The sequence below is a fragment of the Nocardioides phosphati genome (genome assembly GCF_014646375.1).
GTDB lineage: Bacteria > Actinomycetota > Actinomycetes > Propionibacteriales > Nocardioidaceae > Nocardioides > Nocardioides phosphati.
On sequence record NZ_BMNI01000002.1, the window covers coordinates 205,652 to 226,278 of the forward strand.

A 20,627-nucleotide genomic window follows, 5' to 3' on the forward strand; every position below is an offset into this window, starting at 1 on the left:
CCTGCCGGGAACATCCCCGGACCGGGCACGGTTGCCCGCTCGGACGCGCCCCGGTCGAGGGGCGCCTCGGTCACTAGGATGGGCGCATGACGACTGTCGACCTCCCCCTGCTCCCGCTCGGGCGCGGCAAGGACCTCGACGCCGAGCGCGGCGTCGAGTGCCCGGGCGACCTGCCCGCTGCCTCCGACCCGGACCTGGTCGCCCGCGCGACCGCGGCGAAGGCCGCCCTCGGCAGCCGGGTCTTCGTGCTGGGCCACCACTACCAGCGTGACGAGGTCATCCAGTTCGCCGACGTCACCGGTGACTCGTTCAAGCTCGCGCGCGACGCGGCGGCCCGTCCGGACGCGGAGTTCATCGTCTTCTGCGGCGTGCACTTCATGGCCGAGTCGGCCGACATCCTGACCGCGCCGGAGCAGAAGGTCATCCTTCCCGACCTGGCCGCCGGCTGCTCGATGGCCGACATGGCCCGCCTCGCGCAGGTCGAGGACGCCTGGGCCGCGCTGACCGAGGCCGGTGTCGCCGACCAGGTCGTGCCGGTGACCTACATGAACTCCAGCGCCGACATCAAGGCGTTCTGCGGCAAGCACGACGGTGCGGTCTGCACCTCGTCCAACGCCGACGTGGCGCTCGAGTGGGCCTTCGCCCAGAAGCCCGACGCCAAGGTCCTCTTCCTCCCCGACCAGCACCTCGGCCGCAACACCGCCGTGCTGCAGATGGGCATCGCGCTCGACGAGTGCGTCGTGTGGGACCCGCGCCAGCCCAACGGCGGACTGACCGTCGAGCAGCTGCGTGACGCGAAGATGATCCTGTGGAAGGGCCACTGCTCGGTCCACGGCCGCTTCTCCCCCGACGTCATCGACGAGCTGCGCGCGAAGGTCCCGGACCTCAACGTCCTGGTCCACCCCGAGTGCCAGCACGAGGTCGTGCTCAAGGCCGACCTCGTCGGCTCGACCGAGTTCATCATCAAGCAGATCGAGAAGGCGCCCGCCGGCTCGAGCTGGGCGATCGGCACCGAGCTCAACCTCGTCAAGCGCCTGGCCGACGCGCACCCCGAGCTGAACATCATGTTCCTCGACCGCAACGTCTGCTACTGCTCCACGATGAACCGCATCGACCTCCCCCACCTCGTGTGGACGCTGGAGTCCCTCGTCAACGGCGAGGTCCCCAACGTCATCGAGGTCGACCCGGACACCGAGCACTGGGCCAAGGTCGCGCTCGACCGCATGCTCGCCCTGCCCGGCAAGTCCCACAAGGACTGAGCTCCACCGAGGCGCTCCGGCCGCACGCCGGGGCGCCTCGTTTCTCCCCGCCACTTGAAGACCTGATCAGATCGGAATGTCGATGAGCCTGCCCCCGTGCCCCCTGTGCGCCTCCGAGTACACCTACGAGATGGGTGAGCTCATCGTCTGCCCGGAGTGCGCCCACGAGTGGTCGCCCTCCGAGGCTGCCGAGCAGGCCGATGCCGCACTGATCCGCGACGTCAACGGCAACGTCCTCAGTGACGGTGACGACGTCGTGATCGCCAAGGACCTCCCGGTCAAGGGCGCCGGCGGAGGCACCATCAAGGTCGGCACCAAGGTCAAGGGCATCCGCCTTCAGCAGGGCGTCGGCGACCACGACATCGACGCGACCGTGCCCGGCTTCGGCCGCATGCAGCTCAAGTCGTCGGTCGTGAAGAAGGCCTGATCAGGCGCTGATCAGCGCGGTCGCTACGGAGATCCCGAGCTCGCGGGTGCGGACGGTGGCGATCCGGCGGCCGGGCTGCACTGCGTCCTTGACGCGGCCGCAGCGCTCGCCGAGGTACGCCGCCGCGGCGTCGATGTCGCCCACCGTGTGGGTGAGCCCCCAGAACGTCGCCGGGCCCTCCCCCTCGCCCGTCGGCGCACCGATCACCTCCAGGATGACCTCGCCGAGGCGGAAGAAGACCTGGCGCACGGGTGAGCCGGCCAGCTCGGCGTCACGCACCCGGCGTACGTCGAGTCCGAGCGCCTCGAGCGAAGCGGTCGTGCGCGCGATGTTCGGCGTCATCAGCACCAGGTGGTCGATCTGGGTCACGCCCAGGTCGTGGGGCGCGCCGGTGCCCGGCACGGGCGGGGCGTCGGCCACGACCGTCGCCACGCCTTCCGCGGCCACGAACTCCTCCACCGCTTCCGGAGTGACTCCTGACAGCACCCACCGGCGTACGCCGCGAGGCCCCGCAGCGCCCGTGAGCCGCACCGCGACCGACCCGAGGTGGCACGTGTCGTCGGCGACGGCGAAGCCGGCGGCGGCCCAGGCTCCCGCGTCGTCGCCCACCTGGAGCTGGTCGATCGTGATGGTCACGGGAGGGAGGGTATCCACGCGGCGGCCTCCGGCCGTGCCACCGGTAGGCTGGGCGCGTCCCGTCCCGCCCGCACGAAGGCCTGAAGTTGACTCCCAAGCCGTCTGACGACGCCGCCCCCAACGCCACCGGCAAGAAGGGGCGCCCGACCCCGACGCGCAAGGAGGCCGAGGCGGCCGCCCGCGCGCGGGCCCGGCTCGGTTCGGACCCCAAGGCCCAGCGTGCGGCGCAGAAGTCGCGCCGCAAGGAGTCGATGCGGGAGCTGCAGGCCGCCTACAAGACCGGCGACGACTCGGGGCTCCCCGAGCGCGACAAGGGCCCGGTCAAGCGCCTGCTCCGTGACGTCGTCGACTCGCGGCTCGGCTTCGCCGAGCTCTTCGCTCCGCTGCTCGTCCTGATCCTGGTGCTGAGCTCCATCAACCCGGTCCTCGGGCAGGGCATGTGGCTCACCGCCGTCGTGCTCGTGGTCGCCGACCTGCTCTGGGTCCGCTTCAAGGCCCGCCGCGAGGTGCGTCGTCGCCTCCCCGGCAAGCCCCTCAAGGGCGTGACGTACTACGCGCTGGTCCGTTCGCTGCAGCTGCGCATCCTGCGCCTGCCCAAGCCGCAGGTGAAGATCGGGCAGTCGCTGCCCGACAACTACCGCTGACGGACGCCACCAGCGCCTGTCGACACAGAAGGCCCGCTCCCCTGAGGGAGCGGGCCTTCTGCGTGTGTCCGGGGCCTCAGAGGTCCAGGAAGTGCTCCAGGCCGACGGTGAGGCCGGGGCGCGAGCCGATCTGGCGGACGCCGGTCAGGACGCCGGGACCGAACGATGCGCGGTCCATCGAGTCGTGGCGGATCGTCAGCGTCTCACCCGGGCCGCCACAGACGACCTCCTGGTGGGCGATCATGCCGCGGATGCGCAGCGCGTGGACCCGGACGCCGTCGACGTCGGCACCGCGGGCACCCTCGATCTCCTGCGACGTCGCGTCGGGGAACGGCGGGGAGCCGGCGGCCGCCCGCGCCTCGGCGACCAGCTTGGCGGTGCGCGCCGCCGTGCCGGACGGGGCGTCGGCCTTGGTCGGGTGGTGGAGCTCGATGATCTCGACCGAGTCGTAGAAGGGCGCGGCGATCGTCGCGAACTTCATCATCAGGATCGCGCCGATCGAGAAGTTCGGGGCGATCAGGACGCCGGTCTGCGGCGATGCCGCGAGCCACTGCTCGAGCTGCGCGAGTCGCGCCTCGTCGAAGCCGGTCGTGCCGACGACCGCGTGGATGCCGTGGGCGATGCAGAACTCGAGGTTACCCATCACCACGTCGGGGTGCGTGAAGTCGATCACGACCTGCGCCCCGCTGGTCACGAGAGCCTGCACGTCGTCTCCGGCGTCGATCGACGCGACCAGCTCGAGGTCCTCCGCGGCCTCGACCGCCGCGCACATCTCGGCGCCGACCTTGCCCCGCGCCCCGAGGACGCCCACCTTCACCTTCGTCTCAGCCACGGTCACAAACCTACTTCAACGCAGACATCACAGGGTGTCCGGATGCCTCCGCGGGACACAACTGGCAGTCTTAGGCCCATGGCCATCCAGACCATCCCCGCGCGCATCCGTTGGGCCGTCGACATCCTCGACGTCCAGCCCGACGATCATGTCCTGGAGATCGGCTGCGGGGCGGGCGAAGCGGCAGGCCTCGTCGCCAGCCGACTCGGCAAGGGCAAGCTCATGGTCATCGACCGCTCCGAGGCTGCCGTCGACCGCACCAAGCGCGTCAACGCCGAGTACGTCGACTCCGGCCGGCTCACCGTCCGGCACATCGACCTCGCCACCCTGCGCGTGCCCGTGAAGCGCCTGGACAAGGTCTTCGCGGTCAACGTGAACCTCTTCTGGATCCGTGACTGCCGCGAGGAGGTCGCACTCCTCCACGAGAAGCTGACCCCGGGCGGCACGGTCCACCTCTTCTACGAGGCGACCCGCCTCGACGAAGTGCGCATGATGGTCGAGAAGTCCTCACACGCCCTCGCCGAGGCCGGGTTCCGCGTCTCCGCGGTGCAGAGCAAGCGGCCGGCCATGGTCGGCATCATCGGCCGCAAGTAGCGGCAGTCAGCAGTACTTCACCTTCGCGACGTACGCCATGGTGCCGACCGGCGGAGTGGCCTTGCACGCGACGCCGCCCTCGGTCGTGCCGTAGAACGACTTCGCGGAGCCGCTGGAGGTCACCGAGAAGTCCGTGCCGTTGCCGTTGCACCGGTACCGCGTCCAGTGCGCGGTGACCTTGCGACTGCCCGCGTAGAAGACGTAGCTGTCACCGGGCTTCATCGTCCAGGTGACCGACTCCGACGAGGTGTTCGTCTTCGAGCCCTTGGCGGCCACGGTGATGCCGAACGACGAGCTGGCCTTGGCGGAGAACACCTTGAAGATGCTCGCGGAGACCTCGGCAGAGACGGAGTAGGTGGTCGAGACGCTCGCCTCGATGGTCGTCACCCGCGACGCCGTCGCCGTCCGCGTGGCGGTGCTCCCCGTGAAGTTCTCCATGCCCTTCATGTGGGTGACCTGGTTGACGCGCGTCGGCGACCCGACCTTCGTCCAGCTCGTGCCGGGGTCGCAGATGATCGGGTAGGCCTCGGCCGAGGTCGCGGCTCCGAGCACGACGACCGGAGCAGCCATGGCGGGAAGGACTGCGCTCAGGACCAGCTTGCGGGTGAGGGACATCGAGGACTCCTGGGACCGTGTGGCCGCCCGATGCGCCCACCTGCCGAGAATGCTCCCGGCAGGCAGGCCCCCGGTCGATGGGCACAACTACCCAACGAGCTCGCGATCAGGGACCGACCGCTGCGAGCAGCTCGGGACCGCTGAAGAGGTCGGCCGCGAGCGACGCGACGTCCTCGAGACTGACGGCGTTGATCCGCTCGAGCGCGTCGTCGAGGCCGATCAGCTCGTCGTAGATCAGCTCGGCCTTGCCGTTGCGCGACATGCGGGCACCGGAGTCCTCCAGGCCCATGATCATGCTGCCGGCGAGCTGCCGCTTGCCGCGGGCCAGCTCCTCGGCGGTGATGCCGTCGCTGGCGACCTTCCGCAGCTCCGCGCGGACGACCGCCAGGGTCTCGTCGAGCTTGGCGGGCAGACAGCCGACCGCGACGCCGACCAGGCCCGCATCGACGTGGTGGCTCGCGAACGAGTAGACCGAGTAGGCCAGCCCGCGCAGCTCGCGCACCTCCTGGAAGAGGCGGGACGACGAGCCGCCGCCCAGCACCGTGTTGAGGACGCCGAGCGCGAACCTGCGCTCGTCACTGCGGGTCAGGCCCCGGTGGCCCAGCACGACGTTGACCTGCTCGAGTGGCCGCCGGGCGTGGCGCTCCCCCGGCGTGACCCTGCGCGCCGTGGCGGCGAGCGTCGCGACGACGGGCTCCTCGTCCGTCGCCAGGAAGTCACCCCGGCCGAACGCCTCCCCCACCTGGCGTACGACGGTGGCGTGGTCGACGTTGCCGGCGACCGAGACCACCATGTTGGCCGGACGGTAGTGCTTCGCGTAGAAGCGGCTGATCTGCGCCCGGGTGAGCGCCGTGATCGACTCCTCGGTGCCGGCGATGCCACGGCCCAGCGGGCTGTCTCCCCACGCCTGCTCGGCGAAGAGGTTGTGCACGACGTCCTCGGGGTCGTCGTCGTGCATGGCGATCTCGTCGAGGATGACCTCGCGCTCGGCCTCGACGTCGGCGTCGGTGATCACCGAGCTCGACATCATGTCGCCGAGCACGTCGATCGCGAGCGGGAGGTCCTCAGCCAGCACGCGACCGTGGAAGCAGGTGTACTCCTTGGCGGTGAAGGCGTTGAAGTCACCGCCGATCTCGTCGAGCAGGATCGAGACGTCGAGCGCGGAGCGCGACGCCGTGCCCTTGAAGAGCAGGTGCTCGAGGAAGTGCGAGGCGCCGTGGAGCTTCGGCGTCTCGTGGCGCGAGCCGACACCGACCCAGACACCGATGCTGGCCGAGCGGACGCCGGTCATCTCCTCGGTGAGCACGCGGAGGCCGCCGGGCAGCACCGTGCGGCGTACGCGGGAGACGACGCGGCCGGCGTCGTCCTTCTCGACCAGGACGGTGCGGGTCGAGCCGATCTCCTGGGGAACGGACAACCGCCCGGCAGTTTCCTGCCGGGCGGTTGCCTTCTTGCGACGTGTGATCACGCTCAGGCGTCCGACTCCGGAGCCTCGGCAGCGTCAGCCTCGTCAGCGCCCTCGATGAAGGGGACGAGCGAGAGCTTGCCGCGGTCGTCGATCTCGGCGATCTGGACCTGGATCTTCTGGCCGACGGAGACGACGTCCTCGACCGACTCCACGCGCTTGCCGTCGTTGAGAGCACGGAGCTTCGTGATGTGGAGCAGGCCGTCCTTGCCCGGGAGCAGGGAGACGAACGCGCCGAAGTTGGTCGTCTTCACGACCGTGCCGAGGTAGCGCTCGCCAATCTCCGGCATGGTCGGGTTGGCGATCGCGTTGATCGCCGATCGGGCAGCCTCGGCAGCCTCGCCGTTGGTCGCGCCGATGTAGACGGTGCCGTCGTCCTCGATGGAGATCGAGGCGCCGGTGTCGTCCTGGATCTGGTTGATCATCTTGCCCTTCGGGCCGATGACCTCACCGATCTTGTCGACGGGGACCTTCACGGTGATGATGCGCGGCGCGTGGACCGACATCTCCTCGGGCTCGTCGATGGCCTCGGCCATGACGTCGAGGATCGTGTGGCGGGCGTCGCGGGCCTGGGTCAGGGCCGCAGCCAGGACCTCGGCCGGGATGCCGTCGAGCTTCGTGTCGAGCTGGAGGGCCGTGACGAACTCGCGCGTGCCGGCGACCTTGAAGTCCATGTCGCCGAACGCGTCCTCGGCACCGAGGATGTCGGTCAGCGCGACGTACTCGGTCTTGCCGTCGATCGTGTCGGAGATGAGACCCATGGCGATGCCCGCGACGGAGGCGCGGAGCGGAACGCCGGCCTGCAGCAGGGACAGCGTCGAGGCGCAGACCGAGCCCATCGAGGTGGAGCCGTTGGAGCCCATGGCCTCGGAGAGCTGGCGGATCGCGTAGGGGAACTCCTCGCGGGTCGGCAGGACCGGCAGGAGGGCGCGGCGCGCGAGCGCACCGTGACCGACCTCGCGGCGCTTCGGCGAACCGACGCGGCCCGTCTCGCCCGTGGAGAACGGCGGGAAGATGTACTTGTGCATGTACCGGCGGTGCTTCTCCGGCGACAGCGTGTCGAGCTGCTGCTCGAGCTTGAGCATGTCGAGGGTGGTGACGCCCAGGATCTGGGTCTCGCCACGCTCGAAGAGGGCCGAGCCGTGCACGCGCGGGATGACCTCGACCTCGGCGCTCAGGGCGCGGATGTCGGAGAGGCCACGGCCGTCGATGCGGACCTTGTCGCGCAGGACGCGCTCACGCACGCACTGCTTGGAGACGGAGCGGAACGCCGCGCCGATCTCCTTCTCGCGACCCTCGAACTGCGGGCCGACCTGCTCCAGGAGCGCGGCCTTGAGCTCGTCGAGCTTCTCCTCGCGGTCCTGCTTGTCGGCGATCGTCATGGCCTCGGAGACCTGCGCCTTGCACGCAGCCTCGACGGCCGCGAACACGTCGTCCTCGTAGTCGAGGAAGATCGGGAACTCCTGGACGGGCTTCGCGGCGACCTTCGCCAGCTCGGCCTGCGCCTCGCAGAGCTGCTTGATGAAGGGCTTGGCGGCCTCGAGGCCGGTCGCGACGACCTCCTCGGAGGGAGCCTGCACGCCCGACTGGACGAGGTCCCAGGTCTGCTCGGTGGCCTCGGCCTCGACCATCATGATCGCGACGTCGCCGGTCTCGGTGACACGGCCGGCGACGACCATGTCGAAGACGGCGCGCTCGAGCTCGGAGTGGCGCGGGAAGGCGACCCACTGGCCGTCGATGAGGGCGACGCGGACGCCACCGACCGGGCCGGAGAACGGCAGGCCGGAGATCTGCGTGGACGCCGACGCGGCGTTGATCGCGAGCACGTCGTACGGCACGTCGGGGTTGAGCGCCATGACGGTGATGACGACCTGGACCTCGTTGCGCAGACCCTTCTTGAAGGTCGGGCGCAGCGGGCGGTCGATGAGGCGGCAGGCGAGGATCGCGTCCTCGCCCGGGCGACCCTCGGAGCGGAAGAAGGAGCCGGGGATCTTGCCCGCGGCGTACATGCGCTCCTCGACGTCGATCGTCAGCGGGAAGAAGTCGAAGTGGTCCTTCGGCGTCTTGCCGGCGGTCGTCGCCGAGAGAAGCATGGTGTCGTCGTCGAGGTACGCGGTGACGGCACCGGCGGCCTGACGAGCGAGGAGACCCGACTCGAACTTGATCGTGCGGGTGCCGAACTTGCCGTTGTCGAGAACGGTCTCGACAGCAGAGATGGTTGCCTCGGTCAAGGCGAACCCTTTCTGTACGTGGAGCGATCCACGAACCGCCTTTCGAAGGCGGGTGCTGCAGATGAGTCCCCGCCTGGTCCCTCATGTGAGGGGGCCGGTCTTCGATCGAGGCCCGCAGCGGTGCCCCCAACGAAGGGGAGGTCTGAAGGCCACTACCGAGGACCGTGCCGACGTGTGCGCGGGTCGCTCCGGATGATGTGGATGTGTTCAGTTGTGTGTGCGGGGCGAGCCTACCGAGCGCGCCCCTGTGATGAAAGAGAGCCGCCGCCCGTGTCGGGCAGCGGCTCTCTCAGGTCATCGGCGGAGGCCGAGGCGCTCGATGATCGAGCGGTAACGCTCGATCTCGGTCTTCTGCAGGTAGTTCAGCAGACGACGGCGCTGGCCGACGAGGAGCAGCAGGCCACGACGCGAGTGGTGGTCGTGCTTGTGCTGCTTGAGGTGCTCGGTGAGGTGCGAGATGCGGTGCGAGAGCAGCGCGATCTGGACCTCCGGAGAACCGGTGTCACCCTCGGACTTGCCGTACTCGGCGATGATCTTCTTCTTGGTCTCCGCGTCGGTACCGATCGACATAGCGCGGTCCTCCTTCGTCTCGTTGCGCGGCGCGCCCGGGCCTGTTCACCGGGGCACTCTGGTTCCGCGGCCGTTCTTACGGCGGTGCTGCCCGAAATGGGCAACCGGGCAAGGCTATCCCAGCGCCGACTCCCTGCCCAATCGGCGCCCGTCCTGCCACGATGCAGGGATGGAGACCCAGCAGGCCCGGAAGACGCTCGGCGTGTGCAACCTGTGCGAGGCCATCTGCGGCCTCGAGCTGACGATCGAGGCAGGCCGGGTGACCGGCGTACGCGGCAACCCGGACGACCCGCTCTCGCGCGGGCACATCTGTCCGAAGGGCGTGGCGATCGGCGACATCCACGCCGACCCCGACCGCCTCCGCCAGCCCGTACGCCGGGTGGGCACCGGAGCTGACGCGCGGTGGGAGGAGATCACCTGGGACGAGGCGTTCGAGCTGGTCGCGAACGGTCTCTCCACCGCGATCAACCAGCACGGGCAGGACGCCCTGGCCATCTACCTCGGCAACCCCAACGTGCACAGCCTCGGGTCGATGACGCACGGCGTGACGCTGGCCGGCGCCTTCCGCACGCGCAACCACTTCAGTGCGACCTCGGTCGACCAGCTCCCCCACCAGCTCGTCGCGCACCTCCTCTACGGGCACCAGCTGATGATCCCGATCCCCGACATCGACCGGACCGACTACTTCCTCGTCTTCGGCGCCAACCCGATGGCCTCCAACGGATCCCTGATGACCGTCCCCGACTTCCCCGGTCGCCGGCGCGAGCTGCGCGAGCGCGGCGGTCGCATGGTCGTGGTGGACCCGCGGCGCACCGAGACCGCGAAGATCGCCGACGAGCACGTCTTCGTGCGGCCCGGCTCCGACGCGTGGGTCCTGCTCGCCCTGGTCCACACCCTGATCGACAGCGGCCTGGCCAACCCGCCGGAGTGGCTCGACGGGATCGATGCCGTCGCCGACGCGGTCGCGGAGTTCACCCCCGAGCGCGCGGAGGCGATGAGTGGGGTGCCGGCGGCGACGATCCGCCGGATCGCCACCGAGTTCGCGACGGCGCCGCGCGCCGCGGCGTACGGGCGGATGGGGGTGTCGACCAACGAGTTCGGCACCGTGTGCCAGTGGGCGCTGCAGCTCCTCAACCTGCTCACCGGCAACGTCGACCGCGAGGGCGGCGTGATGCTGCCAACGCCGGCGATCGACCTGGTGAAGCTCGGCCTGCTCGGGCGCGGGCACGTGGGCCGGTTCGCGTCGCGGGTCCGCGGGGTGCCGGAGTTCGGCGGCGAGCTGCCGGTCTCGGTGATGCGCGAGGAGATGGAGACGCCGGGCAAGGGCCAGGTCCGCGCGCTGCTGACGGTCGCCGGCAACCCGGTGCTCTCGACGCCCGACGGCAGTGCGCTCGAGCGGGCGATCGCAGGGCTGGACTTCTACGTCGCGGTCGACATCTACGTCAACGAGACGACCCGGCACGCCGACGTCATCCTGCCGCCCACAAGTGCCCTCGAGCGCGACCACTACGACCTGGTCTTCCACCACTTCGCGGTCCGCAACACGGCCCGCTTCACCCCGGCGGTCTTCCCGAAGGCGCGCGACCAGCGCCACGACTGGGAGATCTTCCGCGAGATCGGGCTGCGGACCATCAAGCGGCTCGACCGCAGGCCACCGCTGCGCCGGCGGCTCGAGCTGCAGGTGCGGCTGCGCCCGAGCCCGACCTTCCTCATCGCCAACCTGCTCCGGTTCCGCTCGCCCGTCCGCATCACGGACCTGCGGAAGTCGCCCGCCGGCGTCGACCTCGGACCGCTGCAGGAAGGCCTCTTCCCGGAGCGGCTCATGACCAGGGCCAAGCGGGTCGACGCGGCGCAGCCGCTCGTGCTCGGCGACCTCGACCGGCTGCGCGCCCAGGCTCCCCCGGCCGACGGCGAGCTCCTGCTGATCGGCCGCCGGCACAAGCAGGACTGCAACTCCTGGATGCACAACAGCGAGCGCCTCACCAAGGGGCGCGACCGGCACCAGCTGCTGGTCAACCCCGCCGACCTCGACGCCCGTGGGCTCGTGTCGGGCGATCTCGTGACCGTGACCTCCCGCGTGGGCGCGGTGAAGGTGGAGGCACTCGCCACCGACGACGTGATGCCGGGTGTCGTGTCACTCCCCCACGGCTACGGGCACCAGCGCGACGGCGTACGCATGGGGCGGGCGACGCAGGTCACCGGCGTCTCGATCAACGACCTGACCGACCCGGAGCGGCTCGACGTCAGCGGCAACGCGGCGTTCTCCGGGCTGCCGGTGACGCTCTCCTGACGCAGCGCTGAAATGCGGCGACCCGCTGCCTCGTGGCGTCACGAGGCAGCGGGTCGGTCGTTGCCGGCTCAGGCGTTGACGAGCTCCGCAGCGTCGTCGGGCTCGGACGACCCCTGACCGAGCTTGCTCGGCCACCAGATCTTGTCGCCGAGGTCGAGGTTGAGCGCGGTCACGAGGATCGAGCGGACGACCATCGTGTCGAGCATGACGCCGAGCGCGACCGTCGTGCCCATCTCCACGAGGAAGACCAGGGGCAGCGACGCGAGCACCAGGAACGTGGCCGCGAGCACCACGCCGGCCGACGTGATCACGCCACCGGTCGAGGTCAGGCCGATCAGCGCGCCCTTACGAGTGCCGTGGACGGCCGACTCCTCCCGCACACGGGTCATCAGGAAGATGTTGTAGTCGATGCCCAGGGCCACCAGGAAGACGAACGCGAAGAGCGGGAAGCTCGGGTCCGACCCGGCGAAGCCGAAGACGTGCTCGAAGAGGAGCACCGAGATGCCCAGCGCCGCGCCGAACGACAGGATCACCGTCGCGAGGAGCACGAGCGGGGCGACCAGAGCCCGCAGCAGGAGCATCAGGACCAGGAAGACCACGACCAGGACGATCGGGATGATCACCTTGTCGTCGCGCTGGCTGGCGCCCTTGGTGTCGAGCATCATCGCCGACTGGCCGGTCACGAGCGCGTCGGCACCCTTGACGCCGTGCACCGCGTCGCGGGCCGCGTCGACGACGTCGTACGCCGCGGGCGAGGAGACGTCGGCGTTGACCACGGCAGCGATCGCCACGACGCCGCCCTGCGGCGGGCCGAGCGGGAAGCTCTTGACCTGGCCGTTGGGCGTGGTGATCGGGTCGAGGCCGTCGACACCCTCGAGCGCCTGCTGGACCTCGGTCTGCTTCGCCGCGTTGGCCACGACCAGGAGCTGGTTGGACTGGTCGGCCATGCCGTGGGCGACCAGCACCTTCTGGCCCGTGATCGAGTCGAACTCCTTGGTGTAGGTGTCGTCGCTCGAGAGGCCGTTGGCGTCGAGGCGGAAGAGGCCGAGGCAGGCGATCGCGAGCAGGATCGTGCCGCCGACCCAGATGGTGCGCGGGCGCACCGCGATCCGCTGACCGATCCGTGCCCACACGCCGGACTCGCCCGGCTCGACGGAGCCGAACTCCGGGCGCTTCGGCCAGAAGACCCAGCGGCCGCAGATGACCAGCAGCGCGGGAAGCAGCGTGACCATCACGAGGTAGGTCATCGCGACGCCGATCGCCACGACCGGGCCCATGCCGCGGGTGGAGCTCATCTCGGCGAAGGTCAGGCAGAGCATGCCGAGCGCGACCGTGGCCGCGCTCGCGAGGATCGCGGGGGCCGCGCGGTGGAGCGCATGGGCCATCGCCTCGTGGCGGTCCTCGTAGTTGCGCAGCTCCTCGCGGTAGCGGGAGACGAGCAGCAACGCGTAGTCGGTGCCGGCACCGATGCAGAGGATGCTGAGGATCGCCTGGCTCTGGCCGTTGACGGTGAGGTGGGCGTACTTCGCCATCAGGTAGACGAAGCCCATCGTCACGCCGAGGCCGACCGCCACGCTGAAGATCGGGAGGAACCAGAGATAGGGGCTGCGGTAGACGAAGAGCAGGATCACGATGACGACCAGGCCCGCGGCAAGGAGCAGCGTCGTGTCGAGCCCGCCGAAGGCCTCGGCCGCGTCAGCGGCGGAGCCGCCACTGCCGGTCACGTGGAGCTTGACCCCGTCATGGTCACCGATGGCGCGGATGTCGTCGACGAGCGCCGGCATCTTGTTCCAGCCGTTCTTGCCGACGTCGAACTTGACCGTCAGCTGGGCGACCTCGCCGTCCTTGGAGAGCAGCGGCGGCGCGATGGTGCCCTGGACCCCCTCGAGCTTCGAGAGCTCGGGGATGTCGCCTGCCGCCACCTTCGCGAGGGCGTCACCCGTGACCGTCGTCGAGGTGTAGACGAGGGTCGTGGGGATGGTGTTGGGGTCCTGGAACGGCGTCATCTTGTCGAAGCCCTGGGTCGACTCGGCCGAGGCCGGGAGCCAGGACTTGGCCTCGTTGTTCTGGACGTCCGCGAGCTTGCCGGCGAAACCGCCGAAGACCACCATCGCGAGGATCCAGAACACGAGGACGACGTACTTCGTCTTGCGCCCGGTCAGGGCGCCGGCAACGTGTCTGTGCATGGGTCACAGCCTGCCGCTCCCCACCGACAAACGCATCAGGATTACCCCTGAGGCAGCCCCCTACTTAGGTAGCGAAATCAGCCGAGCGCCTCGCGTACGGCGGCACGCGCCGCATCGGGGTCGATCGCCGCGAGCGCGGCCTCGGCCGCACGACGGCAGTCGGCCATGGTGACGCGGCTGAGCTGCGCACCCACCGGGCGGACCGCGGCGGGCGCCATCGACAGGGACGTGATGCCGAGCCCGACCAGGACACAGGCGAGCAGCGGGTCGGCCGCCGCCTCGCCGCAGATGCCCACCGGCTTGCGCGCGGTGACGCCCGCCTGCGCGGTCATCGCGACCAGCTGGAGGACGGCCGGCTGCCAGGCGTCGGTGAGGTGGGCCAGGTCGGTCGCCATGCGGTCGGCGGCCATCGTGTACTGCGTGAGATCGTTGGTGCCGATCGAGAGGAAGTCGACGACCTCGAGCATCCGGGCCGCCTGCAGGGCCGCGCTGGGCACCTCGATCATCACGCCCGGCTTGAGGCCCCGCGCGCGCACCTTCGCGGCGAAGGACTCGGCCTCCGCGAGGGTCGCGACCATCGGCGCCATCACCCAGGTCTCGACCCCGGACGACGCCGCCGCAGCAGCGAGGGCGTCGAGCTGGCGGTCGAGCAGGCCCGGGTTGTCGAACGACAGCCGCAGCCCGCGTACGCCGAGCGCCGGGTTGTCCTCGCCCTTGTGCGTGGCGAAGGCGATCGGCTTGTCGGAGCCGGCGTCGAGCGTGCGTGCGACCACGTGGCGACCGGCTCCGAAGGCGCTGAGGACGCCGGCGTAGATCCCGGTCTGCTCCTCGACGCTCGGCTCGTCGGCGCGGTTGAGGAAGGAGAGCTCGGTGCGGAAGAGGCCGACGCCCTCGACCGGGGCACCGGCCGCGGTCTGGGCCGTCGGCACGTCGGCCACGTTGGCGAGCAGCTTCACGCCGACACCGTCGGCCGTGGTGGCGGGACCGGTCCAGCGGGCCAGCTCGGCCCGCTCGCGCGCGTCGTCAGCCGCCCGGCGGCGGGCGTCCTCGGGGTCGGCGCCGGTGGTGACCACGCCCGTGGCCCCGTCGACCAGGACGAGCTCCCCGTCCTGGATCTCGCCCGCACCCGCGACGCCGACCACGCACGGGATGCCGAGCTGACGGGCGATGATCGCGGTGTGGCTCGTGGGGCCACCCTTGCCGGTGACCAGCGCGAGCACGAGCTCCGGGTCGAGGAGCGCCGTGTCGGAGGGGGCCAGGTCCTTCGCGAGGAGCACGGACGGCTCGGTGGGGACCGGCACGCCGGGCTCGGCGACGCCGACGAGGTGGGCGGTGATCCGGCGCTCGATGTCGTGCAGGTCGGTCACCCGCTCGGCCATCAGTCCACCCATCTGCGTGAAGAGCCCCGCGAAGTGCTCCACGCCCGTGTGCAGCGCACGCAGCAGGGGCTCGCCGGCGGCGAGCTGACGGCGTACGACGGAGCGCAGGCCCTTGTCACGGGCGAGCCCGGCGCTGGCGGAGAGCACCTCGGCTGCGGCGCCGGAGACCTGCAGCGCCTTCGCGGTGAACCCGTCGGCGACGGCTGCCGCCGCTGCTTCGTACGCCGCGAGGGCGGCCTCGGCGTCCGCGAAGGTGACGCTGGCGAACGCCTCGATCGCGGCGGTCGGGATCTCGCCGCGCGCCAGCAGGGCGGGGGCGTAGACGACTCCGGAGACGACCGGGGTGCCGTGCAGCGTCAGCTTCTTCTCACGAGCAGTTTGAGTGACCACGCTCACAAATTAACCCGCCGACCCCCTAGACAGTCAACAGGTTCGGGGGTAAAACAACATAAACACAGATTTTCGGAGGGTCCCACGATGTATGCCGAAGAGCGCCAGCAGGCGATCGCGCAGCTCGTCGCCGACCGCGGCAGCGTCTCGGTCGCCGAGCTCGCGACCGAGTTCGTGGTGACGACCGAGACGGTGCGGCGCGATCTCTCGCTGCTCGAGCGCGCCGGCCTGGTGCGGCGGGTCCACGGCGGGGCGATCCCGGCCGGCGCCCTGGCCAGCATCGAGTCCGCGCTGACCGAGCGCGACACCGCCAACACGCGCCAGAAGGACCAGATCGCGCGTGCCGCGCTGGCCCAGCTGCCGGCGGGCGAGGCGACGATCCTGATCGACGCCGGCTCGTCGACGTCCCGCCTGGCCGCGCTCCTGCCGACGGACCGCCAGCTGGTCGTCATCACCCACGCCGTACCGGTCGCCGCCCGGCTCGCCGGTCTGCCCCACGTCTCCCTCCACCTCCTGCCGGGACGGGTCCGCCCCTCCACGCAGGCCGCCGTCGGTGCCGACACCGTCGCGGCCCTCCAGCGGCTCCGTGCCGACATCGCCTTCATCGGCACCAACGGCATCTCGGTCGCCCACGGCTTCTCGACGCCCGACCTCGAGGAGGCCGCGACGAAGCGCGCGCTGGTCCAGGCCGCGCGGCGCACCGTCGTCCTCGCCGACGCCTCGAAGTTCGGCACCGAGACCGCGCAGCGCTTCGCGGGGCTCGACGAGATCGACGTCGTCGTCACCGACGAGGGCGCCGACCGGGCAGCCTGCGCCGAGCTGACCGCGCACGGCCTCGAGGTCGTGGTCGCGTGATCGTCACCCTCACCGCCCACCCGAGCCTAGACCGCACGGTCGCGCTCGGCGGCCCGCTCACGCGCGGAGCGGTGCTGCGGGTCGAGGGCACGTCGACCCAGGCGGCCGGCAAGGGCGTGAACATCTCCCGTGCTGCCGTCGCCGCCGGCATCGACACGCTCGCGATCCTCCCCGCCGCCGCTGACGACCCGTCCGTGCACGAGCTGACCGAGGCGGGCGTGCGGTGCTCACCCGTCGGCCCGGCCGGTCCGATCCGGGTCAACCTCACCCTCACCGAGCCCGACGGCACCACCACCAAGCTCAACGCGACCGCCGAGCCTGCCTCCGCCGAGCTCCTCGACCAGCTGAGCTCGATGGTCCTCTCGGCCGCGCGCACCGCGGACTGGGTCGTCATCGCCGGCTCCCTGCCGCCCGCCGCCCCGCCCACCTGGTACGCCGACCTCGTCGCCGCGCTCCGGCGTACGCCGGCGAAGGTGGCCGTCGACACCAGCGACGACGCGCTCGCTGCCCTCGTCGCCTCCCTCGGCCGCGCCGCCCCCGACCTGATGAAGCCGAACGCCGAGGAGCTGGCGTCGTTCACCGGCGGCGACCCCCACGAGCTCGAGGCCTCCCCCGCCGCGGCCGCCGCGGCCGCGCGCAGACTGGTCTCGGCGGGCGTGGAGGCCGTGCTCGCGACGCTCGGTGGTGCGGGCGCCGTGCTCGTGACCGCCGACGGCGCCTGGCACGCCACGCCTCCCCCGACCACCGTCGTCAGCACCGTCGGTGCGGGCGACTCCAGCCTCTTCGGCTACCTCCTCGGCGCCGAGCGGCTGCTCCCGCCCGACCAGCGCCTCGCCCTCGCCGTCGCCTACGGCAGCGCGGCCGCCGCACTTCCCGGCACGACCATTCCCACCCCGTCGCAGGTGCACCCGGAGCTCGTCTCCTTGCGCGTCCTCGACCTCACCGAAGGAACCGTCCGATGACCCAGCTCATCACCAGCGACCTGGTGCGCCTCGACGCCCAGCTCGGCAGCGACAAGGAGAGCGTGATCCGCTCCCTCGCCGGCCTGCTCACCGACGCCGGGCGCACCGACGACGTGGCCCAGCTCATCCGCGACGTCCTCGCCCGCGAGGAGACCTCCCCGACGGGGCTCAAGGGCGGCATCGCGATCCCCCACTGCCGCACCTCCGCGGTCAGCGCGCCGACGCTCGCCTTCGCGCGGGTGGCGCCGCCGGTCGACTTCGGCGCCAAGGACGGCCCGGCCGACATCGTCTTCCTCATCGCGGCGCCCGACGGCGGCGACGCGGTCCACCTGCAGATCCTCACCAAGCTGGCCCGCGCGCTGGTCAAGCCGGCCTTCACCGAGGGGCTGCGCTCGGCCACGTCCGCCGACGAGGTCGTCGCGCTCGTCGACGGCGTGCTCAACCCGGCACCTGCCCCCGCGGCCGAGGCCTCCGCCGCCGCTGCCGCTCCGGCCGAGGCCGCGCCGCGGCGTTCGCTGGTCGCGGTCACGGCGTGCCCCACGGGCATCGCCCACACCTACATGGCGGCCGAGGCCCTCCAGGCCGCCGCCGAGCGCGCCGGCGTGGACATCCACGTCGAGACGCAGGGATCGGCGGGCTCCACCCCGCTCGCCGCCTCCACCATCGCCTCGGCGTCGGCGGTCATCCTCGCCGCCGACGTCGGGGTCAGGGACAAGGCCCGCTTCGCCGGCCTCCCGGTCGTCGCCTCCGGCGTCAAGCGCGCCGTCGACGACGCCGACGGCATGATCGCCGACGCCCTCCGGTACGCCGACGACCCGGCCGCGCCGCGCGTCGCCGGCACCGCAGACGCCGCGGCCGGCCACGGCAGCGACGAGGCGAACGAGTCGTGGGGTGCCCGCACCCGCCGGATCCTGATGACCGGCGTCTCGTACATGATCCCGTTCGTCGCCGCCGGCGGCCTGCTGATCGCGCTCTCGTTCCTCCTCGGCGGCTACGACATCACCAACGTCTTCAAGGACGTCGTCGCGAAGAACTCGCCGACCAACCTCCCCGACGTCCACGAGCTCGGGTTGAAGCACGTCCCGTTCGACTCGGGCCTCCTCGCCTACGTCGCGTCGATCCTCTTCATCATCGGCAAGACGGCGTTCGCCTTCTTCGTGCCCGCGCTCGCCGGCTACATCGCCTTCGCGATCGCCGACCGCCCGGGCATCGCCCCCGGCTTCATCATGGGCGGGCTCGCCACCGACGTCATGCAGTTCGGCACCCCCCAGACCGGCTTCATCGGCGCGATCGTCGGCGGTGTGCTCGCCGGCCTGGTGGCGCACTGGATCGCTGGCCGCAAGGTCCCGTCGTGGGCGCGCGGCCTGATGCCGGTCCTCGTCATCCCGCTGCTGACCACGCTCGTCGTCGGCACGATCATGCTGACCCTGCTCGGCACGCCGATCAGCCACCTGATGACCTCGCTGCAGCACGGCCTCAAGGACATGAGCGGCGCCAACGCCGTGCTCCTGGGCATCATCCTCGGCCTGATGATGGCCTTCGACATGGGCGGCCCGCTCAACAAGGTCGCCTACGCCTTCGCCGCCACCGGCATCGGGGCCGCCTCCCTCGCCAGCGACGCGCCCGAGCTCAAGATCATGGCCGCGGTCATGCTCGCCGGCATGGTCCCGCCCCTGGCCCTGGCCCTCGCCACGGTCGTCCGACCTGGGCTCTTCAGCCTGGCGGAGCGCGAGAACGGCAAGGCCGCCTGGCTCCTGGGCGCCTCGTTCATCACCGAGGGGGCGATCCCGTTCGCAGCGGCCGACCCGCTGCGCGTCATCCCGTCGGTCATGCTCGGCAGCGCCGTCACCGGCGGCCTCTCCGAGCTCTTCGGCGTCAGCCTGCGCGCGCCGCACGGCGGCATCTTCGTGCTGTTCGCCGTCGACGGGGTGCTCGGCTTCGCGGTCGCCCTCGCCGCCGGCACCGCGGTCGCTGCCCTCGCCGTGGTCCTGCTCAAGAGCCTCTCGCGGAGCCCCGAGCCCGCAACGGTCTGACCCACCTCCCCCGCACGCACCCACCCCAAGGAGAGAACATGCCCACCACCTCAGTCGTCGTCGGCTCGGCCGTCGGCCTGCACGCCCGCCCCGCCGGCATCATCGCCGACAAGGCCGACGAGCTCGGCGTCGACGTCTTCATCGGCGTCCCCGGTGACGAGCCCGTCGAGGCGTCGTCGGCGTTGATGATCATGACGCTCGGCGCAGCCTGCGGTGACACCGTCGAGGTATCCGGCGAGGATGCGGCCGCAGTCGAGACGATCGCCGCGCTCGTGGCGCAGGACCTCGACGCGTAGCAACCCGTCAGCGGCCGAGGAGCTCGCGGGTCCGGCGTACGTCGTCGTGCATGGTCTCGACGAGCTTCTCGATGCCCTCGAACTTCACCATGCCGCGCAGGTGCTCGCGGAAGGCCACCTCGACCTCCACGCCGTAGAGGTCGAGGTCGGTCTGGTCGAGCACGTAGGACTCGACCCGTCGGCCGACCACCCCGTCGAACGTCGGGTTGGTGCCGACGCTGATCGCCGCCGGGAAGCACTTCCCCGTGTCGAGCCTGGTCAGCGTGCCGGCGTAGACGCCGTCGCAGGGCGCCGCGGCGTCGGCGGGCGTCGGCACGTTGGCGGTCGGGAAGCCCAGCTCACGGCCCCGCTGGTCGCCCTTGACGACCACGCCGCGCACGGTGAACGGCCGCCCGAGCGCCTCGGCAGCCCCCGACACGTCACCCGCGGCGAGGCAGGACCGGACGTACGTCGAGGACCAGACCTGCGGGCCGCCGTCGAGCGCGACCGCGTCGACGACGAAGTCGTGGCTCTTGCCCGACTCGGCGAGGTCATGGACATCGCCTGCCGCCCGGTTGCCGTAGCGGAAGTTGGCGCCGACGACGACGCCGCGGGCGTGGAGCGCGTCGACGATCACGCGCTGGACGAACTCCTCCGGCGTCCACGAGGCGATCTCGCGACTGAACGGGAGGACCAGGACGTCGTCGGCCCCGGCCTCGCCCAGCAGGCGGAGCCGCTCGTCGAGGGTGCTCAGCATGACCGGCGCGTGGTCGGGACGGAGCACCGCCATCGGGTGCGGGTCGAAGGTCACCGCGACCACGTGGTCGACGCCCTGGGCGGCCGCGACCTCGCGGGCCCGGGCCACCACGTGCTGGTGGCCGAGGTGGACACCGTCGAAGTTGCCGATGGTCACGACGGTGCGGCCCAGGTCGGCCGGCACCTCGCTCACGTCACGCCACACTCGCACGCCGCTACTTTCCCACA

Annotated in this window: 18 protein-coding genes; 9 read left to right on the plus strand and 9 right to left on the minus strand. The window is 71.0% G+C overall.

Annotated elements, in window-relative coordinates; translation table 11 throughout:
- Positions 1–86: 86 nt before the first annotated feature.
- Positions 87–1,259: a quinolinate synthase NadA gene (nadA, locus tag IEX47_RS05920; protein WP_188783087.1), complete on the plus strand. Its 1,173-nt coding sequence runs from the start codon at positions 87–89 to the stop codon at positions 1,257–1,259.
- A gap of 82 nt (positions 1,260–1,341) precedes the next feature.
- A complete protein-coding gene (locus IEX47_RS05925; protein ID WP_229662662.1) occupies positions 1,342–1,686 on the plus strand; it encodes a zinc ribbon domain-containing protein YjdM in 345 nt (114 codons plus the stop codon).
- On the opposite strand, the gene IEX47_RS05930 is transcribed toward IEX47_RS05925, so the two are convergent.
- Positions 1,687–2,322, minus strand: a complete 636-nt coding sequence (locus tag IEX47_RS05930) for a VOC family protein (RefSeq protein ID WP_188783089.1) — start codon at positions 2,320–2,322, stop codon at positions 1,687–1,689. It lies immediately after the preceding gene.
- An 86-nt stretch (positions 2,323–2,408) separates the two neighbouring features.
- Between IEX47_RS05930 and IEX47_RS05935 the strand changes: the two genes are divergently transcribed.
- Positions 2,409–2,966, plus strand: a complete 558-nt coding sequence (locus tag IEX47_RS05935) for a DUF3043 domain-containing protein (RefSeq protein WP_229662663.1) — start codon at positions 2,409–2,411, stop codon at positions 2,964–2,966.
- A gap of 76 nt (positions 2,967–3,042) precedes the next feature.
- On the opposite strand, the gene dapB is transcribed toward IEX47_RS05935, so the two are convergent.
- Positions 3,043–3,798: a 4-hydroxy-tetrahydrodipicolinate reductase gene (gene dapB, locus IEX47_RS05940; RefSeq protein WP_268238950.1), complete on the minus strand. Its 756-nt coding sequence runs from the start codon at positions 3,796–3,798 to the stop codon at positions 3,043–3,045.
- A 78-nt stretch (positions 3,799–3,876) separates the two neighbouring features.
- Between dapB and IEX47_RS05945 the strand changes: the two genes are divergently transcribed.
- Positions 3,877–4,392, plus strand: a complete 516-nt coding sequence (locus IEX47_RS05945; protein ID WP_188783090.1) for a class I SAM-dependent methyltransferase — start codon at positions 3,877–3,879, stop codon at positions 4,390–4,392.
- A 6-nt stretch (positions 4,393–4,398) separates the two neighbouring features.
- On the opposite strand, the gene IEX47_RS05950 is transcribed toward IEX47_RS05945, so the two are convergent.
- From IEX47_RS05950 to rpsO, 4 genes are all read right to left on the minus strand, one after another.
- Complete coding sequence (locus tag IEX47_RS05950; RefSeq protein WP_188783091.1) at positions 4,399–5,007, minus strand: hypothetical protein; 609 nt, start codon at positions 5,005–5,007, stop codon at positions 4,399–4,401.
- Positions 5,008–5,113: 106 nt separating this feature from the next.
- Complete coding sequence (locus IEX47_RS05955; protein WP_229662664.1) at positions 5,114–6,424, minus strand: M16 family metallopeptidase; 1,311 nt, start codon at positions 6,422–6,424, stop codon at positions 5,114–5,116.
- 53 nt (positions 6,425–6,477) lie between these two features.
- Positions 6,478–8,703 carry a polyribonucleotide nucleotidyltransferase gene (locus IEX47_RS05960; protein ID WP_188783093.1) on the minus strand — a complete coding sequence of 742 codons (2,226 nt, stop codon included), beginning with the start codon at positions 8,701–8,703 and terminating at the stop codon, positions 6,478–6,480.
- A gap of 294 nt (positions 8,704–8,997) precedes the next feature.
- A complete protein-coding gene (rpsO, locus tag IEX47_RS05965; RefSeq protein WP_107700106.1) occupies positions 8,998–9,273 on the minus strand; it encodes a 30S ribosomal protein S15 in 276 nt (91 codons plus the stop codon).
- Between the two features lie 169 nt (positions 9,274–9,442).
- Between rpsO and IEX47_RS05970 the strand changes: the two genes are divergently transcribed.
- Positions 9,443–11,563: a molybdopterin-dependent oxidoreductase gene (locus IEX47_RS05970; RefSeq protein WP_188783094.1), complete on the plus strand. Its 2,121-nt coding sequence runs from the start codon at positions 9,443–9,445 to the stop codon at positions 11,561–11,563.
- A 68-nt stretch (positions 11,564–11,631) separates the two neighbouring features.
- Here IEX47_RS05970 and IEX47_RS05975 read toward each other — a convergent pair whose 3' ends face one another.
- Both IEX47_RS05975 and IEX47_RS05980 read right to left on the minus strand, forming a co-directional pair.
- Positions 11,632–13,749 (minus strand): MMPL family transporter, encoded by a 2,118-nt coding sequence (locus IEX47_RS05975; protein WP_188783095.1) that lies wholly within the window; start codon positions 13,747–13,749, stop codon positions 11,632–11,634.
- Positions 13,750–13,826: 77 nt separating this feature from the next.
- The gene (locus tag IEX47_RS05980; protein WP_229662665.1) at positions 13,827–15,524 is read right to left on the minus strand and encodes a phosphoenolpyruvate--protein phosphotransferase; all 1,698 of its coding nucleotides are present in this window, start codon (positions 15,522–15,524) and stop codon (positions 13,827–13,829) included.
- A gap of 81 nt (positions 15,525–15,605) precedes the next feature.
- Between IEX47_RS05980 and IEX47_RS05985 the strand changes: the two genes are divergently transcribed.
- The 4 genes from IEX47_RS05985 to IEX47_RS06000 are packed head-to-tail and all read left to right on the plus strand — an operon-like array spanning position 15,606 to position 19,664.
- Positions 15,606–16,373, plus strand: coding sequence for a DeoR/GlpR family DNA-binding transcription regulator (locus IEX47_RS05985; RefSeq protein WP_188783096.1), 768 nt, complete (start codon positions 15,606–15,608; stop codon positions 16,371–16,373).
- Positions 16,370–17,335, plus strand: a complete 966-nt coding sequence (locus IEX47_RS05990) for a 1-phosphofructokinase family hexose kinase (protein ID WP_188783097.1) — start codon at positions 16,370–16,372, stop codon at positions 17,333–17,335. Before IEX47_RS05985 ends, IEX47_RS05990 begins: the two co-directional genes overlap by 4 nt.
- The gene (locus tag IEX47_RS05995) at positions 17,332–19,368 is read left to right on the plus strand and encodes a PTS fructose transporter subunit IIABC (RefSeq protein ID WP_188783098.1); all 2,037 of its coding nucleotides are present in this window, start codon (positions 17,332–17,334) and stop codon (positions 19,366–19,368) included. The genes IEX47_RS05990 and IEX47_RS05995 overlap by 4 nt, the downstream gene beginning before the upstream one ends.
- Before the next feature lie 38 nt (positions 19,369–19,406).
- Complete coding sequence (locus IEX47_RS06000) at positions 19,407–19,664, plus strand: HPr family phosphocarrier protein (protein WP_188783099.1); 258 nt, start codon at positions 19,407–19,409, stop codon at positions 19,662–19,664.
- Between the two features lie 7 nt (positions 19,665–19,671).
- Here IEX47_RS06000 and IEX47_RS06005 read toward each other — a convergent pair whose 3' ends face one another.
- Complete coding sequence (locus IEX47_RS06005; RefSeq protein WP_188783100.1) at positions 19,672–20,610, minus strand: bifunctional riboflavin kinase/FAD synthetase; 939 nt, start codon at positions 20,608–20,610, stop codon at positions 19,672–19,674.
- Positions 20,611–20,627: the final 17 nt, after the last annotated feature.

Bases quoted from the DNA above. Each gene is read 5' to 3' on its own strand.
- IEX47_RS05995 (WP_188783098.1), top strand. From the start codon at position 17,332: ATGACCCAGCTCATCACCAGCGACCTGGTGCGCCTCGACGCCCAGCTC.
- IEX47_RS05975 (WP_188783095.1), bottom strand. From the start codon at position 13,749: ATGCACAGACACGTTGCCGGCGCCCTGACCGGGCGCAAGACGAAGTAC.
- IEX47_RS05950 (WP_188783091.1), bottom strand. From the start codon at position 5,007: ATGTCCCTCACCCGCAAGCTGGTCCTGAGCGCAGTCCTTCCCGCCATG.
- rpsO (WP_107700106.1), bottom strand. From the start codon at position 9,273: ATGTCGATCGGTACCGACGCGGAGACCAAGAAGAAGATCATCGCCGAG.
- IEX47_RS05970 (WP_188783094.1), top strand. From the start codon at position 9,443: ATGGAGACCCAGCAGGCCCGGAAGACGCTCGGCGTGTGCAACCTGTGC.
- IEX47_RS05945 (WP_188783090.1), top strand. From the start codon at position 3,877: ATGGCCATCCAGACCATCCCCGCGCGCATCCGTTGGGCCGTCGACATC.
- IEX47_RS05925 (WP_229662662.1), top strand. From the start codon at position 1,342: ATGAGCCTGCCCCCGTGCCCCCTGTGCGCCTCCGAGTACACCTACGAG.
- IEX47_RS06000 (WP_188783099.1), top strand. From the start codon at position 19,407: ATGCCCACCACCTCAGTCGTCGTCGGCTCGGCCGTCGGCCTGCACGCC.
- nadA (WP_188783087.1), top strand. From the start codon at position 87: ATGACGACTGTCGACCTCCCCCTGCTCCCGCTCGGGCGCGGCAAGGAC.
- IEX47_RS05985 (WP_188783096.1), top strand. From the start codon at position 15,606: ATGTATGCCGAAGAGCGCCAGCAGGCGATCGCGCAGCTCGTCGCCGAC.